The 15,875-nt window shown below is 71.3% G+C and carries 18 protein-coding genes; 12 read left to right on the top strand and 6 right to left on the bottom strand.

Annotated features, from left to right (window positions below; all coding sequences use genetic code 11):
• Together E1295_RS41975 and E1295_RS41970 are read left to right on the top strand one after the other, a co-directional pair.
• The coding region (locus tag E1295_RS41975; RefSeq protein ID WP_342775961.1) for a M48 family metallopeptidase at positions 1 to 1,353 on the top strand (1,353 nt) is incomplete at its 5' end.
• A complete protein-coding gene (locus E1295_RS41970) occupies positions 1,320 to 2,465 on the top strand; it encodes a glycosyltransferase family 4 protein (RefSeq protein ID WP_132639914.1) in 1,146 nt (381 codons plus the stop codon). The genes E1295_RS41975 and E1295_RS41970, both read left to right, overlap by 34 nt.
• Here the strand turns inward: E1295_RS41970 and E1295_RS41965 are convergent.
• Positions 2,462 to 3,379, bottom strand: coding sequence for a carbohydrate ABC transporter permease (locus tag E1295_RS41965; protein ID WP_132639912.1), 918 nt, complete (start codon positions 3,377 to 3,379; stop codon positions 2,462 to 2,464). The two genes, E1295_RS41970 and E1295_RS41965, sit on opposite strands and share 4 nt — an antisense overlap.
• Before the next feature lie 293 nt (positions 3,380 to 3,672).
• Between E1295_RS41965 and E1295_RS41960 the strand changes: the two genes are divergently transcribed.
• Complete coding sequence (locus E1295_RS41960; RefSeq protein WP_132639910.1) at positions 3,673 to 3,918, top strand: hypothetical protein; 246 nt, start codon at positions 3,673 to 3,675, stop codon at positions 3,916 to 3,918.
• A 37-nt stretch (positions 3,919 to 3,955) separates the two neighbouring features.
• Here E1295_RS41960 and E1295_RS41955 read toward each other — a convergent pair whose 3' ends face one another.
• Entirely contained in the window at positions 3,956 to 5,704 is a 1,749-nt protein-coding gene (locus E1295_RS41955) for an AMP-dependent synthetase/ligase (RefSeq protein WP_132639908.1), read from the bottom strand.
• Positions 5,705 to 5,823: 119 nt separating this feature from the next.
• On the opposite strand from E1295_RS41955, the gene E1295_RS41950 reads away from it, so the two are divergent.
• The 7 genes from E1295_RS41950 (at position 5,824) to E1295_RS41920 (ending at position 11,549) form a co-directional block, all read left to right on the top strand.
• Positions 5,824 to 6,591: a metallophosphoesterase family protein gene (locus E1295_RS41950; RefSeq protein ID WP_132639906.1), complete on the top strand. Its 768-nt coding sequence runs from the start codon at positions 5,824 to 5,826 to the stop codon at positions 6,589 to 6,591.
• Between the two features lie 81 nt (positions 6,592 to 6,672).
• Positions 6,673 to 7,110 (top strand): SRPBCC family protein, encoded by a 438-nt coding sequence (locus E1295_RS41945; protein ID WP_132639904.1) that lies wholly within the window; start codon positions 6,673 to 6,675, stop codon positions 7,108 to 7,110.
• A gap of 1 nt (position 7,111) precedes the next feature.
• Positions 7,112 to 8,260 (top strand): ArsA family ATPase, encoded by a 1,149-nt coding sequence (locus E1295_RS41940; RefSeq protein ID WP_132639902.1) that lies wholly within the window; start codon positions 7,112 to 7,114, stop codon positions 8,258 to 8,260.
• Positions 8,261 to 8,353: 93 nt separating this feature from the next.
• On the top strand, positions 8,354 to 8,749 hold the full coding sequence (locus tag E1295_RS41935) for a hypothetical protein (RefSeq protein ID WP_132639900.1): 396 nt from the start codon (positions 8,354 to 8,356) through the stop codon (positions 8,747 to 8,749).
• A 13-nt stretch (positions 8,750 to 8,762) separates the two neighbouring features.
• Positions 8,763 to 9,695 (top strand): ROK family glucokinase, encoded by a 933-nt coding sequence (locus tag E1295_RS41930; RefSeq protein ID WP_132639898.1) that lies wholly within the window; start codon positions 8,763 to 8,765, stop codon positions 9,693 to 9,695.
• 11 nt (positions 9,696 to 9,706) lie between these two features.
• On the top strand, positions 9,707 to 10,402 hold the full coding sequence (locus E1295_RS41925) for an endonuclease/exonuclease/phosphatase family protein (protein ID WP_132639896.1): 696 nt from the start codon (positions 9,707 to 9,709) through the stop codon (positions 10,400 to 10,402).
• Between the two features lie 37 nt (positions 10,403 to 10,439).
• Complete coding sequence (locus E1295_RS41920; protein ID WP_246081016.1) at positions 10,440 to 11,549, top strand: hypothetical protein; 1,110 nt, start codon at positions 10,440 to 10,442, stop codon at positions 11,547 to 11,549.
• Between the two features lie 67 nt (positions 11,550 to 11,616).
• Here E1295_RS41920 and E1295_RS49415 read toward each other — a convergent pair whose 3' ends face one another.
• Both E1295_RS49415 and E1295_RS41905 read right to left on the bottom strand, forming a co-directional pair.
• The gene (locus tag E1295_RS49415) at positions 11,617 to 12,135 is read right to left on the bottom strand and encodes a hypothetical protein (protein ID WP_166427676.1); all 519 of its coding nucleotides are present in this window, start codon (positions 12,133 to 12,135) and stop codon (positions 11,617 to 11,619) included.
• Between the two features lie 46 nt (positions 12,136 to 12,181).
• Complete coding sequence (locus tag E1295_RS41905) at positions 12,182 to 12,940, bottom strand: alpha/beta hydrolase (RefSeq protein WP_132639890.1); 759 nt, start codon at positions 12,938 to 12,940, stop codon at positions 12,182 to 12,184.
• Positions 12,941 to 13,101: 161 nt separating this feature from the next.
• On the opposite strand from E1295_RS41905, the gene E1295_RS41900 reads away from it, so the two are divergent.
• The gene (locus E1295_RS41900) at positions 13,102 to 13,809 is read left to right on the top strand and encodes a lysophospholipid acyltransferase family protein (RefSeq protein ID WP_132639888.1); all 708 of its coding nucleotides are present in this window, start codon (positions 13,102 to 13,104) and stop codon (positions 13,807 to 13,809) included.
• A gap of 108 nt (positions 13,810 to 13,917) precedes the next feature.
• On the opposite strand, the gene E1295_RS41895 is transcribed toward E1295_RS41900, so the two are convergent.
• Complete coding sequence (locus E1295_RS41895) at positions 13,918 to 14,376, bottom strand: MarR family winged helix-turn-helix transcriptional regulator (RefSeq protein ID WP_246081018.1); 459 nt, start codon at positions 14,374 to 14,376, stop codon at positions 13,918 to 13,920.
• Between the two features lie 135 nt (positions 14,377 to 14,511).
• Here E1295_RS41895 and E1295_RS41890 point away from each other — a divergent pair, with 135 nt between their 5' ends.
• Complete coding sequence (locus E1295_RS41890; protein WP_132639884.1) at positions 14,512 to 14,940, top strand: DoxX family protein; 429 nt, start codon at positions 14,512 to 14,514, stop codon at positions 14,938 to 14,940.
• A 15-nt stretch (positions 14,941 to 14,955) separates the two neighbouring features.
• Here E1295_RS41890 and mmuM read toward each other — a convergent pair whose 3' ends face one another.
• Positions 14,956 to 15,822, bottom strand: coding sequence for a homocysteine S-methyltransferase (gene mmuM, locus E1295_RS41885; RefSeq protein ID WP_132639882.1), 867 nt, complete (start codon positions 15,820 to 15,822; stop codon positions 14,956 to 14,958).
• Between the last annotated feature and the right edge of the window lie 53 nt (positions 15,823 to 15,875).

Here is a 15,875-nt window from a genome sequence, read left to right as displayed (position 1 = left end):
CGTCACGCGCGTGGGCAGGAGGACGGGATGTCCATGACGACGCCCGACCCGACGCCCGACCCGGGGCCCGATCCGGGACCTGACCCAGGACCCGGCCCGGGGCTCGACCCGGATGAGCGCCGGTTCAGGCGGCAGGCCGCCGTGGTGCTGGGGGTGCTCGCGGCCGTGATCCTGGCGGTGGCCGTCTTCAGCACGCCGTGGCAGGCCCTGACCGCGGGGCCGCCCGACCCGGCGCGCGACTTCACCGCCGCCGAGATCGCCAGGGCGCAGGCGTTCGACGCGGCCACGTCCCTGCCGAGCTATCTCGGGCTGGCGCTCACGCTGGCCTTCGCCGCCCTGCTCGTGGCCACCCCGTTCGGGGCCAGGGTGCTGGGCCGGCTGAGGGGTCCCTGGTGGGTGCGGGTGATCCTGGGCGTCCTGGTGCTCACCGCGATCGTGGAGGCGGTCAGGTGGCCGCTCGGCGTCTGGGTCGAGACGGTGCTGCGCGACCACGGCCTGTCCACCCAGGACTGGGCGGGCTGGACCGGCGACCGGCTGAAGAGCCTCGGGGTGGAGGTCTTCCTGCTCTGCCTCATGCTGCTCGTCCTCGTCGCGCTGGCCCGCAGAGTGCGGCGGTGGTGGATCCCGGCGGCCGCGGGGGCGGGCGCGCTGACCGTGGCGATGTCGTTCCTCTACCCGGTGGTGTTCGAGCCGCTGTTCAACGACTTCACGTCCATGCCGCAGGGTTCGCTGCGCGACAACCTGCTGGACATGGCCGAGCGCGACGGCGTGCCGGTGCAGGACGTGCTGGTCGCCGACGCCTCACGGCGTACGACGGCGCTCAACGCGTACGTGTCGGGCTTCGGCGCCACCCGCAGGATCGTCGTCTACGACACGCTGCTCAAGGCCCCGCAGCCCCAGGTCGAGCTGGTCGTCGCCCATGAACTGGGCCACGCGAAGGCCGACGACGTGCTGTACGGCACGCTCGTCGGCGCCCTGGGCGCGGCGCTCGGGGCGGTCCTGCTGTATCTCGTGTTCGGCTCGGTACGCCGCCGCGCCGGTGTCGCCTCGATCGCCGATCCGCGCGCGGTCGGCGTGGTCATGGGCCTGATGACGCTGGGCTCGCTCATCATGGGCCCGGCCCAGAACGTGATCAGCCGCCACATCGAGGCCAGGGCCGACGTGCACGCACTCGACCTCACCCGGGATCCGGCGACGTTCATCGCCATGCAGAAACGGCTCGCAGTTACCAATATTTCCGACTTGTCGCCGGATGCGGTGGAATATGTGCTCTATGCCTCCCATCCTTCCAGCCCTGAGCGCATCGCCCTGGCCCGCTCATGGGCCGAGCTGAACGGCGTCCCGGTGTCGTGACCCATGCGGACGTGCTCTTCGTCACGAACGACTTCCCGCCCAGGCCGGGCGGGATCCAGTCGTTCGTGCACGGGCTCGCGCTGCGCACGCCGGGTGTGATCGTCTACGCCCCCGCCTGGCCGGGGTGCGCGGACTTCGACCGGCGCCAGCCGTACCGGATCGTGCGGCATCCCACGCGGCTCATGCTGCCGACCCCGGCCGTCGCGCGCCGGGCCGCCGCCCTGGTGGCCCGGCACCGCACGCGGACCGTCGTGTTCGGCGCGGCGGCGCCGCTCGGCCTGCTCGCGTCTCGCCTGCGCGCGGCGGGCGCGCGGCGCATGGTGATGCTCACCCACGGGCACGAGGCGTCGTGGGCGAGCCTGCCCGGATTCCGTCCCGTGCTGCGCAGGATCGGCGAGCACGCCGACGTGGTGACGTATCTGGGCGAGTACACCCGGGCCCGCCTGGCGGCGGCCATTCCCCCGGCCAAGCTCGTACGCCTCGCGCCGGGCGTGGACACCGGCCAGTTCCGCCCGGGCGCGGCCCGCCGGTCCGTCAGGGCCGAGCTGGGCCTCGACGGCAGGCCCGTGGTGGTGTGCGTGTCGCGCCTGGTGCCCCGCAAGGGCCAGGACCAGCTCATCAGGGCCTGGCCCCGGGTGTCGCGGGCGGTGCCGGACGCGGTCCTGCTGCTGGTGGGCGACGGGCCCTACCGCCGGACGCTGGAGCGGCTGGCGGCCGGGCAGAAGGCGGTCAGATTCACCGGTACGGTGCCCGCGGCCGAACTGCCCGGCTACTACGCGGCAGGCGACGTGTTCGCGATGCCGTGCCGTACCCGGTGGAACGGGTTGGACGTGGAAGGGCTCGGGATCGTGTTCCTGGAGGCGTCGGCGACGGGGCTGCCGGTGGTCGTGGGCGCCTCCGGCGGCACGGCCGACACGGTGCGGCCCGGCGAGACGGGGCTGGTCGTCGACGGGGAGGACGTCGACGACATCGCGCGGGCCGTCGTCGAGCTGCTGAGCGACCCCGGCAAGGCGCGCAAGATCGGCGCGGTCGGCCGCGACTGGGTGGCGGCCGAATGGGCGTGGGAACACGTGGCCGCCCGCTTCCACGCCCTGCTCGCGGGCCCCTCCTAGCCCTTGGCCGATCCCAGCGTCAGCCCGGCCACGAACTGTTTGTGCAGCAGCTGGAAGACGATCAGCGTCGGCAGCGCCACCAGCATCGACCCGGCGGCCAGCAGGTTGTAGTCGGTGAAGAACTGGCCGCGCAGGTTGTTCAGCGCCGAGGTGACGGGCAGCTTGTCGCCCGACGACATCAGCACCAGCGCCCACAGGAAGTCGTTGTACATCCACGTGAACTGCAGCGTGGACAGCGCCGCCAGCACCGGCCGGCACAGCGGCAGCGTCAGCCGCCAGTACCGTCTCCACACCCCGGCCCCGTCCACCAGCGCCGCCTCGCTGATCTCCTCGGGGATCGTGCGCATGAAGTTCGCCATCACGAAGACGCAGAAACCGAACTGAAACGCCACGTGGATGAGGATCAACCCCAGGTAGGAGTCGTAGAGCGAGCGCGAGTCCGACAGCCAGGCGGGCAGCGGGACCAGCGTGTAGAGGGTGTAGAGCGGCGTGATGAGCACCTGCGGCGGCAGCAGGTTGCCGGCGGTGAAGACGATCAGCAGCGCCTTGCGCCCCGGGATGCGCAGCCGCGCGATGGCGAACGCCGTGAACGAGGCCAGGAACAACGTGACCAGCACGCCGGGGATGACGATGATCAGCGTGTTCAGGTAGTAGCGCGGCAACTCCGCCTGGGTCCACGCCTGTGCGTAGTAGTCGAGCGTGAGGTCGTCCGGCAGCGAGAAGTAGCCCAGGCGGGCGGTCTCCTCGTACGGCCGCAGCGACGCGTACACCGCCAGCGTGAGCGGCAGCAGCCAGCCCAGCGCCACCAGCGCGAGGAAGACGTGCAGCAGGACGCGCAGCGGCCGCACGCGACGCCGCGCGGCGGGCCCGCGCGGCTGCGACGGGGGAGCGGAGGCGGGGGCGGTGAGCGTCATCGTTCCTCCCTGAACAGCTGCGACAGGTAGGTGACGATGAACGCCAGCGAGATCACCAGCAGGATCACCGCGGATCGCCGAGCCGAACCCGATCCGGCTGGCCTCGCCCACGATGTTCTCCGTGACCAGCACCGACAGCAGTTCGAGCCCGTTCCTGCCCTTGTTGATGGCGTAGACGATGTCGAACGCCCGCAGCGCCTCGACGGCGCCCCGCCCTTGCCGGCTCTGCGACGTGCGGAGCCTGCGCCCGTGACGGCGCCACCGCGGCCCTGGCAGCCGCCCCCGGCGGGCGGGTGGCCGTGGCGTGGGGCGACTCCGCGCAGGTGCTGGCCGCGCGGGACGAAGGGCGCGCCTCCGTCGTGCCGGCGCTGCCGGGCGGCAACCTCCCGGTGGCCTTCTACGGGACGCGGCTGGTGTTCGGCATGCCCCGCGACGCGCCGCCCATGGGGGTCACCGTCTACGATCCGGCCACCGGCGCGAGCAAGGAGGTCAAGAGCCGCAGCCGCGGCGTGGAGGGCGTGGGGGAGGTGCTGGGCTGATCGGCGCGGACCCCTCTCCGGGGCCCCGCGCGGCGGTTCAGCGCGCGCCGTACAGGTCGTCGATCTCCTGCTGGAAGTCGCGCAGCACCACGTTGCGCTTGATCTTCAGGGTGGGCGTGAGGTGCCCGCTGTCCTCGGTGATGTCGGCGGCCAGGACCACGAACTTCTTGATCTGCTCCGCCTTCGACACCGAGCCGTTCGCCCGGTCGACCGCCGCCTGGATGCTCGCCAGGACCTCGGGGTCGGTGCGCAGCCGCTCGGCCGTCGCCCCTTCCGGCATGGCCTCAGGGTCGAGGGTGACGAGCGCCGCCACGAACGGCCGGCCGTCCCCGACGACCATGGCCTGGGAGATCATGGGGTGGGCGCGCAGCGCGTCCTCCAGGGGCCCGGGCGCGACGTTCTTGCCCGCCGCCGTCACCAGGATCTCCTTCTTGCGCCCGGTGATCCGCAGGTAGCCGTCGGAGTCGAGCTCGCCGATGTCGCCGGTGTGGAACCAGCCCTCGGCGTCGACCACGTCGTCCGTGGCCGCGTCGTTCTTCCAGTAGCCGGCGAAGACGTTCCTGCCCTTGGCCAGGATCTCGCCGTCGTCGCCGATGCGCAGCGTGACGCCCGGCAGCGGCTTGCCGACCGTGCCGATCTTGTTGGCGCCCGGCATGTTGACCGAGCAGGGGGCCGACGTCTCGGTCAGGCCGTAGCCCTCGAAGACCTCGATGCCCACGCCCCTGAAGAAGTGGCCGAGCCGGTCGCCGAGCGCCGAGCCGCCGCACACCGCCGCGGAGAGCCTTCCGCCGGTGGCGGCGCGCAGCTTGGCGTACACCAGCCGGTCGAACACCGCTCGCCGCAGCCGCAGCCCGAGCGGCGCCCCGCCGGAGCTCTCCGCGCGGCTCCAGGCCACCGCGACGTCCACCGCGCGGGCGAAGATCGCGCCCTTGCCTCCCGTGATGGCCTTCTGCTCGGCGGAGTTGTAGACCTTCTCGAAGACGCGCGGCACGCCGAGCAGGAACGTCGGCTGGAAGCCCTGCAGATCGGGGGCGACGTTCTTCATGTTGGGGGTGTGCGCCATGACGGCGCCCGCCTCGAACAGCACCACCTGGATCATCCGCGCGAAGATGTGCGCCAGCGGCAGGAACAGCAGCGCGGCCGGGTCCTTGCGGGCGAACAGCGGCTCCAGCGGCCCCCGCAGCACGTTGAGCGCGGTGAACAGCAGGTTGTCGTGGGTGATCCGGCAGCCCTTGGGCCGGCCGGTGGTGCCCGAGGTGTAGACGATCGTGGCCAGGTCGGAGGAGGTGACCCGCTTCCTGCGCTCGTCGACGGCGGAGGCCGGGACACCCTCGGCGTCGAGCGTGCCGTCGATCCGCCAGACGGCCTTGAGATCCGGCGCCGCCTCGCGCACGGTCTCCTCGTGCGCGTCGAGCTCGACGAACGCCGCCACGGCCTCGCTGTCGGAGATGATCCACGCCACCTGGCCGGCCGAGGAGGTCTCGTAGATCGGCACGGTGACCGCGCCGATGGACCAGATGGCGTAGTCGACGAGGGTCCACTCGTAGCGGGTGCGCGACATCAGCGCCACCCGGTCGCCGTGCTCGACGCCCGCGGCGATCAGCCCTCTGGCCACCTCGACGACCTGGTCGCGGAACTCGGCCGCGGTGACGACGGGCCAGCCGGCGTCGGTCCTGCGGCGCATGACCACGGCGCCCGGCCGCTCCTCGGCCCGCGTGAAGACGGTGTCGGCCAGGCCGGCGGAGGCAGGCACGTCGACCATGACGGGGACGCTGTACTCGCGCACGGATCAACTCCTCTTCGTGACGACCTGGCCTGGACGTTACCGCGCCAAGTTACGCGCTGGTAGCTCCGTCACTGAGGCGTTATGTCACGCTAGCAGGCGGGGCTCTTAGGATTTCCCTCATGAGGGTCCATGTGGTGAGCGACGTGCACGGCAGGGCCGACGCGCTGGCCGGAGCCGGCGACGGCGCCGACGCGCTCATCTGCCTCGGCGACCTGATCTTGTTCATCGACTACGACGACCACGCGCAGGGCATCTTCCCCGACCTGTTCGGCGCCGAGAACGCCTCCGCGTTCATCGCCCTGCGCACGGCCAAACGGTTCGACGAGGCCAGGGCCATGTCGGCGCGGCTGTGGGCGACGCTCGGCGGCGACCCGCGCGAGCACATCGAACGCAACGTGCGCGCCCAGTACGAAACCCTGTTCGCCGCCATGCCCGCCCCCGCCTACCTCACCTACGGCAACGTCGACGTCCCCTCCCTGTGGGCCGACTACCTCAGACCGGGGCTGCAGGTGCTCGACGGGCAGGTCACCGAGATCGGCGGCCTGCGGTTCGGGTTCGTGGGCGGCGGGCTCAAGACCCCCTATCGCACGCCGTACGAGATCGGCGACGAGGAGTACGCGGCCAAGGTCGAGGCGGTCGGCGAGGTCGACGTGCTGTGCTGCCACATCCCGCCGGCCGTGCCCGAACTGCTCTACGACGTGGTGGCCAGGAGGTTCGAGCGCGGCAGCGAGGCCACGCTGGAGGCGATCAGGCGCACCCAGCCGCGCTACGCGCTGTTCGGCCACGTGCACAACCCGCTGCACCGCCGCACCCGGATCGGGCGCACCGAATGCGTCAACGTCGGCCACTTCCGGGGGCTGGGCGTCCCGTACGTGCTGGAGTGGTGAACCTGGTGTGGTGAACCTGGAGATGTGAACGCGGACGGCGCCGTACGTCCCGCGCGGCGCGTTGTGCATTACGGTGGTCGCATGGCTGATCGCACCACTTCGAGCACCACCATCGGCGCCGGTCGCGCCGATGTCATGGCGGTCATCGCGGACTTCCCCTCCTACCCGGAATGGGCGGGGCAGGTCAAGAGCGCGGAGGTCGTCTCCACCGGTCCCGACGGCAGGCCGCGGCAGGTGCGATTCGCCCTCGACGCCGGCCCGATCAGCGACACCTACACCCTCGGCTACACCTGGCACGACGACGACGGCGTGAGCTGGCAGGTGGTCGAGCCGGGCAGGATGGTCTCCGACCTCAGGGGGAGTTACCGGCTGGCCGGCTCGGGCAGTGACACCGAGGTGACGTACGAGCTGACGGTCGATCTCAGCGTGCCCATGATCGGCATGATCAAGCGCAAGGCGGAGAAGGTGATCGTGGACACCGCGCTCAAGGGTCTCAAGAAGCGCGTCGAGGGCCGCTGAGTTGAGCCCGCGGGTTCTGCTCTTCACCGGCAAGGGCGGCGTCGGCAAGACCACGGCCGCCGCCGCGACCGCCACGCTCGCCGCCGCCCGCGGCCTCAAGACGCTGATCGTCTCCACCGACACCGCCCACTCGCTGGCCGACGCGCTCGGCGCCGAGCCCGGCGAGATCGCGCCGGGGCTGCACCTGCACCAGGTCGACACCCAGAAGACGCTGGAGCGCCACTGGGGCGAGCTGCGCGAATACGCCAAGGGCGTGCTGGCGGAGCTGGGCCTCGACGAGGTCACCTCCGAGGAGATCACCGTCCTGCCCGGCGCCGAGGAGGTCATCGCGCTGCTGGAGCTGCGCGAGCACGCCCGCGAGGGCCGCTGGGACGTGATCGTGGTCGACTGCGCGCCCACGGCCGAGACGCTGCGGCTGCTGGCCCTGCCCGAGGCGCTCGACTGGCACGTCAGCAGGCTGCTGCCAGTGGGGCGCAGGCTCGTGCGGCTCGTCTCGCCGTTCGTGCGCAGCGTGGCCCACGTCAGCGCGCCGGGCGAGGACGTCATGAACGCGGGCGAGCGTTTCCACCGCGGCCTGATGGAGGTGCGCGAGCTGCTGACCGGCGACCACGCCTCCGTGCGGCTCGTGCTCACGCCGGAGGCCGTGGTGCTCGCCGAGGCCAGGCGCACCATGACCTCGCTCAACCTGTACGGCTACCGCGTCGACGCCGTCGTCGCCAACCGCGTCTTCCCCGCGGGCGAGGCCGACGAGTGGCGTGCGCGGTGGGTGGAGGCGCAGTCGAGGCTGCTGATTGAGGCGGAGGAGTCGTTCGCGCCGCTGCCCGTCCACGTCGTCCCCTACCTGCCCGCCGAGCCCGTCGGCAGGAAGGCCCTGGCCGAGCTGGGCGCGTCGATGTACGGCGAGTCCGACCCGTTCGCCCCGCACTCCATCGAGCCGCCGCTGCGGATGAGCGCCGACGAACTGGCCCTCGCCCTGCCCGGGGCCGACCGCGACGACGTCGACCTGGCCCGCAAGGGAGACGAGCTGATCGTCACCGCCGGCCCCTACCGCCGGATCCTGGCGCTGCCGGCCGCGCTGGCCCGCCGTAAGATCAGCGCAGCCTCGCTCCGCGACGGCGTGCTCAGCGTGCGGTTCGGCGATCCCGCGTGACGGCGATTTCTGCATTACGGTTCAGGTCGGGGAGCGAATCCGCAACCTGACGAGTTGAGGAGGATGAGCGACCCCATACGCAGGGAGGGCCAGATGACCGAGAGCAACGACAGAGATCCGATCGGGACGGTCGCCGACGAGGCGCGCAAGCTGTTGGAGTCGATCCAGGGGCGGGCCACCCGCCAGGTCGGCAAGTCCGTGTTCAACTCGTTCACCGGCGGCGGCGCGCGCAGAGAACGCGACGTCTGGGAAGAGGCGGTGTCCGAGCCGCACGACGAGTACATCTGCCGTGCCTGCCCGGTCTGCCGGGCGATCGCCGCTCAGCGCGAGTCCGGCTCCGACGTGACGGGGCACCTGGTGGCCGCGGGCGGTGAACTGTTCGCCGCCGTGCGCGGCGCGCTCGACGTACTCAGCAAACCGCCCGCCCCCCGCAGGCAGCGCGACGACCGGGATCGCCGCGACAATGTGGAACACATAGATCTGGGATAGGGAGACACGGGCAATGCTCACGATCGGTGTCGACATCGGCGGAACCAAGGTGGCCGCCGGTGTGGTCGACGACGACGGCGAAATCGTCGAACACACGCTCAGGCCCACCGCCGCCGACCGCCCTGAAGTGGTGGCCGAGACGGTGGCCGACGTCGTTCGCGAGCTGGCGGAGGGCAGGCAGGTCGAGGCGGTCGGGGTCGGCGCGGCCGGGTTCGTCGACGAGACCAGGTCGATGGTGCGCTTCGCCCCCAACCTCGCCTGGCGCGAGGAGCCGCTGCAGAAGAAGATCAGCGGCCTGGTCGGCCTGCCGGTCGTGATCGAGAACGACGCCAACGCCATGGCCTGGGGCGAGACCCGGTTCGGCGCGGGGCGGGGCCAGTCCCAGGTGGTGTGCGTGACGCTCGGCACCGGCATCGGCGGCGGCCTGGTCTTCGACGGCGCGCTCTATCGCGGGCGCTGGGGCATGGGCGCCGAGCTGGGCCACATGCAGGTGGTGCCCGGCGGCCGGCCGTGCGGCTGCGGCAACGTCGGCTGCTGGGAGCAGTACGCCAGCGGCCAGGCCCTCGTCAAGGAGGCCAGGGAGATCGCCGAGGCGCAGCCTGAGCGGGCCGAGACCCTGCTGGGACTGGCCGGCGGCAAGATCGAGGGTGAGGAGGTCACCGAGGCCGCGCGGCTGGGCGACGACGCCTCGCTGACCGCGTTCGGCAACCTCGCCGACTGGCTGGGCCAGGGCATGGCCGATCTGGCCGCGGTGCTCGACCCCGGCTGCTTCATCGTGGGCGGCGGGGTGTCCCGCGCCGCCGACCTGTTCATCGACCGGGCCCGCGAGACCTTCGCCGAGCGGCTCACCGGGCACGGGCACCGGCCGCTGGCCGAGGTCAGGCTGGCCGAGCTGGGCGCCTCCGCCGGCGTGGTGGGCGCCGCCGACCTGGCCAGGCGCCGCTAGCCGATCCTTACGTGACGATCCGCGTAGCGGCCTACAACCTGCACGGGTTGCGCGACGACGTTTCCGCGCTGACCAGGGTCATCACCGCCATGCGCGCCGACGTGCTGTGCGTGCAGGAGGCCCCCAGGTTCGTACGCTGGCGGGCCAGGCGCAGGGCGCTGGCCGCCGCCGTCGGGCTGCGTCCGGCCACCCCGGGCAGGCTCGGCGGCGTCGCCGTGCTCACCGGGCCGCGCGTCAGCGTGCTGCACGCCGAGAGCCGCGCGCTGCGGGCCTTCTTCGGGCTGGAACGGCGCGGGCTGGCGATCGCCGTGGTGGAGGCGGAGGGGGCGCGGCTGGCCGTCGGCTCGCTCCACCTCGACCTCAACGACCCCGCCAGGGTGCACCACGCGGCCGAGGCCGTGGCCCTGGTGGAACGCGCGGCCACCCGGCTGGACGCCACGATGGTGCTGGGCGGCGACATCAACGAGCAGGACCACCAGCCCGCCTGGCGTTATCTCGCCGGGCGGCTGGCCGACTGCTACGCGGTGGCGCCCAAGGGCGACGGCCTGACCTTCCCCGCGCGGGCGCCCTCGGTGCGCATCGACGGGGTGTTCGCCGCGCGCGACGCGCGGGTCGTGTCGTGCGGGGGAGTGGACGCACCGATGGCCGATCTGGGTGCCGCTTCCGACCATCTGCCGGTCATCGCAGAGTTGCGAGTTGGGCTGTAACGGGCAAGAGGGGCTCGCGAGCCCGTAGCATTCAATCATGACCCGTCGCTCTCAGCGGCGTGCGCTCTCCTTGATCTTGGCGACGTCCGTGGCCTTGACACAGGCCTCGCCCGCCGCGCATGCCGATCCCCGTCCCGCCACGATCGAGGCGTGGCAGAAGTCGACCAGCGTGCGCCTCCAGGCCGACGGTTCGCTCTCCGACGTGCTCGCGGTCTCGGCCGACGACGTGTGGGCCGTGGGCCAGCAGGAGATCTGGGACGTCTGGAAGAACCGCGGCGCCATCCGCCACTGGAACGGCAAGAGCTGGGCCGAGGTGCCGGTGCGCGACGCGACGGCCGCGGGAAACCTGCGCAGCCTGGCCGCCGTGTCGGCGTCCGAGGTGTGGACGGTCGGCGACGGCCACGACGGGCTGCCCTATCTCGCGCACGGCGACGCGTCCGGGTTCGACCGGGTCAGGCCCCAGGGCCTGCGGGCGGGCGACTGGCTCGGCGGTGTCGACGCCAAGGCGGGGCGCATCATCGCGGTCGGCAGCCGCGAGAAGAACGGGCTCATCCTCACCGGGCACGGCAACTCCTGGACCGTCCACGAGACCAGGGAAAAGGGCGCGCTCTACGCGGTCGCCGACGGCTTCGCCGTCGGCGACACCGGCACCAGGCCGCTGATCGTGCACCAGTCGGGCAGTTCGTGGAAGTCGATGGCGGTGCCCTCCATCCCCGGCGGCTACCTGCGTGACGTGCACGTCGACAACTCCAAGCGGGCGGTGGCCGTCGGAGGCGTCTACCACGGCCCCGGCGACATCACGCCGCTCGTGCTGACCTGGAACGGCAAACGCTGGCGTCAGCAGCGGCTGCCCCGCTCCCAGGCCAGGCTCTACGGCGTGACGGGCGACGGCAAGGGCCGCTACTGGATGGCCGGCTACGACCCGTCGCGGGCGGGGGAGCCGTTCATGATGCGCTGCGAGAAGGGCGAGTGCGAGATCATCCGCGGTCGCGCCAAGCAGGGCAGGAGCAGCGTACGCCTGCAGGCGGTGGCCTATCTCGCCGGCAAGGGCGCGGTCTGGGCGGTCGGCCACGCGGTCGACACCGCCGACCGCTACACCGACGTGGTGGAGGCGTTCGCGCCGAAGACCACCACGGCGAAGTCGTAGGCCGGGTTTCTGCGGCGGCGGGCGCAGGCCCGGCGCCTACGGCGGCGAAGTCTCGTGGGCCCGGCGCCTACAGCACGGCGCCGTCGTCCCAGCCGGAGTCGTTGGAGGGCGGGCCGTCGCCCATGCGCACCACCAGCGCCACGAACCCGCCGATGAACGCCGCCACCGCCGTGAACAGCGCCCACCCCTCCATGTGCCAGTTGGCCATCGCGGCGACCAGGAGGTAGGCGGGGCCGCCGAACAGCGCCGCCCACGCCAGCTTGGTCGGCAGGTCGAGTTTGGGCAGGGGCGGCGGCGGGGGCGGCACGAAGTGCTCCTCGTCCGCCTCCGCCTCCGCCTCCTCCTCCTCCTCCTCCTCCTCGTCGTCGTCGCCGTCGTCCCGCCGGTCAGTGCCGTCCTCGGGCTCGTCCGGGCCGTCAGGCCGTGCGGAGGGCTCCTCCGACGGCTTGACCACTCTGCGGGTGGGCTCGGCGGGGACGTTCTCGCTGTCCGGCCATGGCTGGTCGGCCGAGTCGCGCTCGGCGGTGTCGTTGAAGGACGCGACGATCTGCCGCCAGACCTCGTCCTCGTCACTCTGGGGCGTCACCTAGATGGGCCTCTCCACAGCGATCGCGACTTCCCCCTGGGTGCGATCAGTCCCTCTGCAAGGGTACCGAGGCATGTGTCCGGATGAAGCCGAGGCTCCCGGCAAAGATCCTGTCGGCATCGTTGTCCAGCGTCGCAACATGGTAGCTATCGGTAAGCTCCTCGATCGTGGCCTGCGGCACCTTCTCCCGGATGATCGCCACACTTGCCGGCTTCACCACGTGGTCCTCGATGCTGCGGTAGACCAAAAGCGGTTGTGTCACCTTCGCCAAGTCGGCCTGCACCAGCGACCACAACTCCGGCAGTGAGGCGGCGGCCTTCACCGGGGTGCGGGCGTAGGCGAGTTCGGTCACGCCGGGCTTCTTGACGTCGCCCGCGACGCCGGGCACCGACGGCACGAACCATTTCAGCAGCGGGGCCAGCCGCATCAGCGGCACGTCGTTCGCGATCGACGGGTTGACCACGATCACGCCCCTGATCGCCGGGCCGTGCACCTCGGCCATTCGCAGCGCCAGGCAGCCCCCGAGCGACAGCCCCGCCACGAACACCTCCGTGCACCGGCCCCGGAGGACCTCGAACGCCTTCTCCACCTCGGCGTACCAGTCCTCCCAGCGCGTACGGTTCATCTCCTGCCACCGGGTGCCGTGCCCGGGCTGGCGGGGCAGCGAGACGCTCACCCCGTGCGCGGCCAGGAACTCGCCCCACGGCCGGAGCGACTGGGGGGTGCCGGTGAACCCATGGCACAGCAGCACCCCGACCTGTCCCGCTTCGTGGTGGTAGGACTCCGCACCTGGCATGAGCGGCATAACAGCTCCTCCGTGCTGTTTCATTCCGGCAATTTGATCCCGGAACGGCCCGATCGTCGCACGTTCTAGGGTGTTTGTGCGAGAGGTGGTGTAGGAGCATCCCCCGCGGGATGGGAAGATGACTCTGGTCACCGACAATGCGCTGAGGAAGAGGTGCCGGGGTGTTCTACTGGGTGGTCAAGGCCATCTTGGGGCCGATCCTCCACCTTGTCTTCAGGCCATGGACCGAAGGCGCGGAAAACGTGCCCAGGCAGGGGCCCGCGATCCTGGCCGGCAACCATCTGTCGTTCGCCGACCATTTCTTCGGGCCGCTGCAGATCCGCCGCAAGGTCATCTCCCTGGGCAAGGCCGACTACTTCACCGGGCGGGGCGTGAAAGGTTTCTTCACCCGCCTGTTCTTCAGCGGCGTCGGCACCGTGCCGATCGACCGCTCGGGAGGCAAGGCCAGCGAGGCGGCGCTGCGCACCGGGCTGCGCATCCTGCGTGAGGGCCACATCCTCGGCATCTATCCCGAGGGCACCCGCTCGCCCGACGGCCGCCTCTACAAAGGCAAGACCGGCGTGGCCCGGCTCGCCCTGGAGTCGCGGGTGCCGGTCATCCCGTGGGCCATGATCAACACGTACGAGATGATGCCGCCGGGGCGGCCGCTGCCCAAGCTCGGCATCCGGCCGGGCGTCAGGTTCGGCAAGCCGCTCGACTTCTCCCGCTATTACGGGATGGAGGATGACCGGCTGGTGTTGCGCGCGGTGACCGACGAGATCATGTACGCGCTGATGGAGCTGTCGGAGCAGGAATACGTCGACAAGTACGCCGCAAGCGCCCGCGTCGAGATGGAGCGCGCCGCGCGTGCGGCCGCCGCGAAGGGCTAGTGTCGCTGCGTAACGGTGTGCTAACTTAGAGTTAGCATGGGTGGTGCATCCTTCGCCGCGCATGGATCAGTGGCCTGCCTGCGGGGCATGCCGAAGCCGCGTCACATCTCAGTGGGACGACCGTAAGGCGCGTTCCGTCTTCCGCATGGCGGTCGTCATCGTATGCAGCTCCTCACGACTGAGCCGGTCGATCAGATAGGCACGCACCACCTCGACGTGGCCGGGCGCCACCCGTTCCAGGCAGCGCATGCCGGCGTCGGTGAGCACTGCCAGCACCCCGCGCTCGTCCGAGGGGCAGTGTGCCCGCTCCACCAGCCCGGCCTTCTCCAGCTGCGTGATCTGATACGTCAGCGCGCTCTTCGACGCCACGACGTCTCTGGCCAGCTCCGTCATGCGCATCTGGTGGTCGGGGGCGGCCGAGAGCCGCACCAAGATCTCATACTGCGGGTGCGTCAACCCCGCCGCGGCCTTGAGCTGCTCCTCGATGCGGCGCTCCAGCAGGTGAAAAGTGGACACGAAGGCATGCCATGCCGCCATCTCCGTCGCGTCCAGCCATCGGGGGTCCATCACCGCCTCAGTGTAGGCGCAGGCCACGACGCTTCCGCGGACAGGTCGCTGACTCGGCGGCCTGACTTCTTGTTCGGATTTGAACATCACGGCTAGAGTTGTCGTTCAAAACTGAACGACAATCAAGGAGGTCGCATGATCGATCAGGCGCGCCCCATCGTCCTGTTGCTCGCGAGGATCGCCATCGGCGTGATCTTCATCGTGCACGGCTACCAGAAGTTCGCGACCATGGGCATCGCGGGCACCACCAAGTTCTTCGAGTCCGTCGGCATTCCGCTGGCCGGGGTGGCCGCGCCCGCCGTGGCCACGCTGGAGGTCGTGGGCGGGCTCGCGCTGATCGCCGGCGCCGCGCTGCCGATCGTGGGCTCGCTGCTGGCGCTCAACATGCTCGGCGCGATCGTCTTCGTGCACGGCGCGAACGGGTTCGGCGCCGGCGAAGGCGGCTACGAGTTCGTCCTGGCGCTGGCCGCGGCGAGCCTGGCCATCGGCTTCAGCGGCGGCGGCGCCTTCGCGCTCGACCGCGTGCTCGGCCGCCGCGGCGGCGCCGCGACGGTGACCGCCTAGCACCGGCGGCAGGGCTCAGGACAGGTGCGCGCGGATCTGCCGGATGTACTCGGGAGTCGTCCGGCAGCAACCTCCGATCAGCGACGCGCCCGCCCGCTGCCACTCCTTGGCGGCCTGGCCGTACTCCACCGGGTCGGCCAGGCCCACCCAGCGGCGGCCGACCGGATCCCACGACTCACCCGAATTGGGATAGACCACGATGGGCAGGGCACCTGACAGGCAGGAGATCAGGCCGGGGATGTGGCGCGGCGCGGTGCAGTTGACGCCGACGGCCACCGCCTGCGAACGCCCCGCGAACAACGCGGCGGCCTCCCGGATCGGCGTCCCGTCATTGAGATGTTCGCCGTCCCTGCAGGAGAAGCCCACCCACGCCTTGACCTCCGGCGTGTGGCTCAGCAGCCGGGCCAGCGCCCGCGCCTCGGGGAACGACGGGATGGTCTCGCAGGCCAGCAGATCGGCCCCCGCCTCCGCGAGGATCTCCCAGCGCGGCAGGTGCCAGGCGAACAGGCCGTCCTCGTCGAGGTCGTAGTCGCCGGTGTACTCGGCGCCGTTGGCCAGGTAAGCGCCGTAAGGGCCGACCGACGCCGCCACCAGCCCGCCGCCCGCCTCGTCACGCGCCTGGCCGGCCAGCTCGACCGACAACCTGAGCAGCCGCTCCGCCTCCACCACGTCAAGCCCGCGCCGGACGAAACCCGGGATCGTGGCCTGGTAGCCGGCGGTCGTCGCCACGTCGGCGCCCGCCGCGAAATAGGAGGCGTGGGCCTGCCGGATCAGCTCCGGCTCCTCCAGCAGCAGCCGCGCCGACCACAGCTCGTCGCGCAGATCCGCGCCGAGCCGTTCGAGCTGGGTGGACAGGCCGCCGTCCAGGACAAGTGTCGTCACCTCTTCAGGGTATGAGCACCCGGGCGGCCCCGGTACGCGCTGATCACCCACCC

This window comes from Nonomuraea mesophila (genome assembly GCF_004352805.1).
In the GTDB taxonomy this organism is placed as follows: domain Bacteria; phylum Actinomycetota; class Actinomycetes; order Streptosporangiales; family Streptosporangiaceae; genus Nonomuraea; species Nonomuraea longispora.
The sequence above is the reverse complement of the archived record's forward strand: the minus strand, read 5'-3'. Positions and strand labels throughout refer to the sequence as shown.

What these genes read in the sequence shown, in the direction of transcription:
- E1295_RS41970 (WP_132639914.1), top strand. Translation starts at nt 1,320, where the DNA reads ATGGGCCGAGCTGAACGGCGTCCCGGTGTCGTGACCCATGCGGACGTG.
- E1295_RS41965 (WP_132639912.1), bottom strand. Translation starts at nt 3,379, where the DNA reads ATGACGCTCACCGCCCCCGCCTCCGCTCCCCCGTCGCAGCCGCGCGGG.
- E1295_RS41950 (WP_132639906.1), top strand. Translation starts at nt 5,824, where the DNA reads ATGAGGGTCCATGTGGTGAGCGACGTGCACGGCAGGGCCGACGCGCTG.
- E1295_RS41945 (WP_132639904.1), top strand. Translation starts at nt 6,673, where the DNA reads ATGGCTGATCGCACCACTTCGAGCACCACCATCGGCGCCGGTCGCGCC.
- E1295_RS41935 (WP_132639900.1), top strand. Translation starts at nt 8,354, where the DNA reads ATGACCGAGAGCAACGACAGAGATCCGATCGGGACGGTCGCCGACGAG.
- E1295_RS41930 (WP_132639898.1), top strand. Translation starts at nt 8,763, where the DNA reads ATGCTCACGATCGGTGTCGACATCGGCGGAACCAAGGTGGCCGCCGGT.
- E1295_RS41920 (WP_246081016.1), top strand. Translation starts at nt 10,440, where the DNA reads ATGACCCGTCGCTCTCAGCGGCGTGCGCTCTCCTTGATCTTGGCGACG.
- E1295_RS41905 (WP_132639890.1), bottom strand. Translation starts at nt 12,940, where the DNA reads ATGCCGCTCATGCCAGGTGCGGAGTCCTACCACCACGAAGCGGGACAG.
- E1295_RS41895 (WP_246081018.1), bottom strand. Translation starts at nt 14,376, where the DNA reads ATGGACCCCCGATGGCTGGACGCGACGGAGATGGCGGCATGGCATGCC.
- E1295_RS41890 (WP_132639884.1), top strand. Translation starts at nt 14,512, where the DNA reads ATGATCGATCAGGCGCGCCCCATCGTCCTGTTGCTCGCGAGGATCGCC.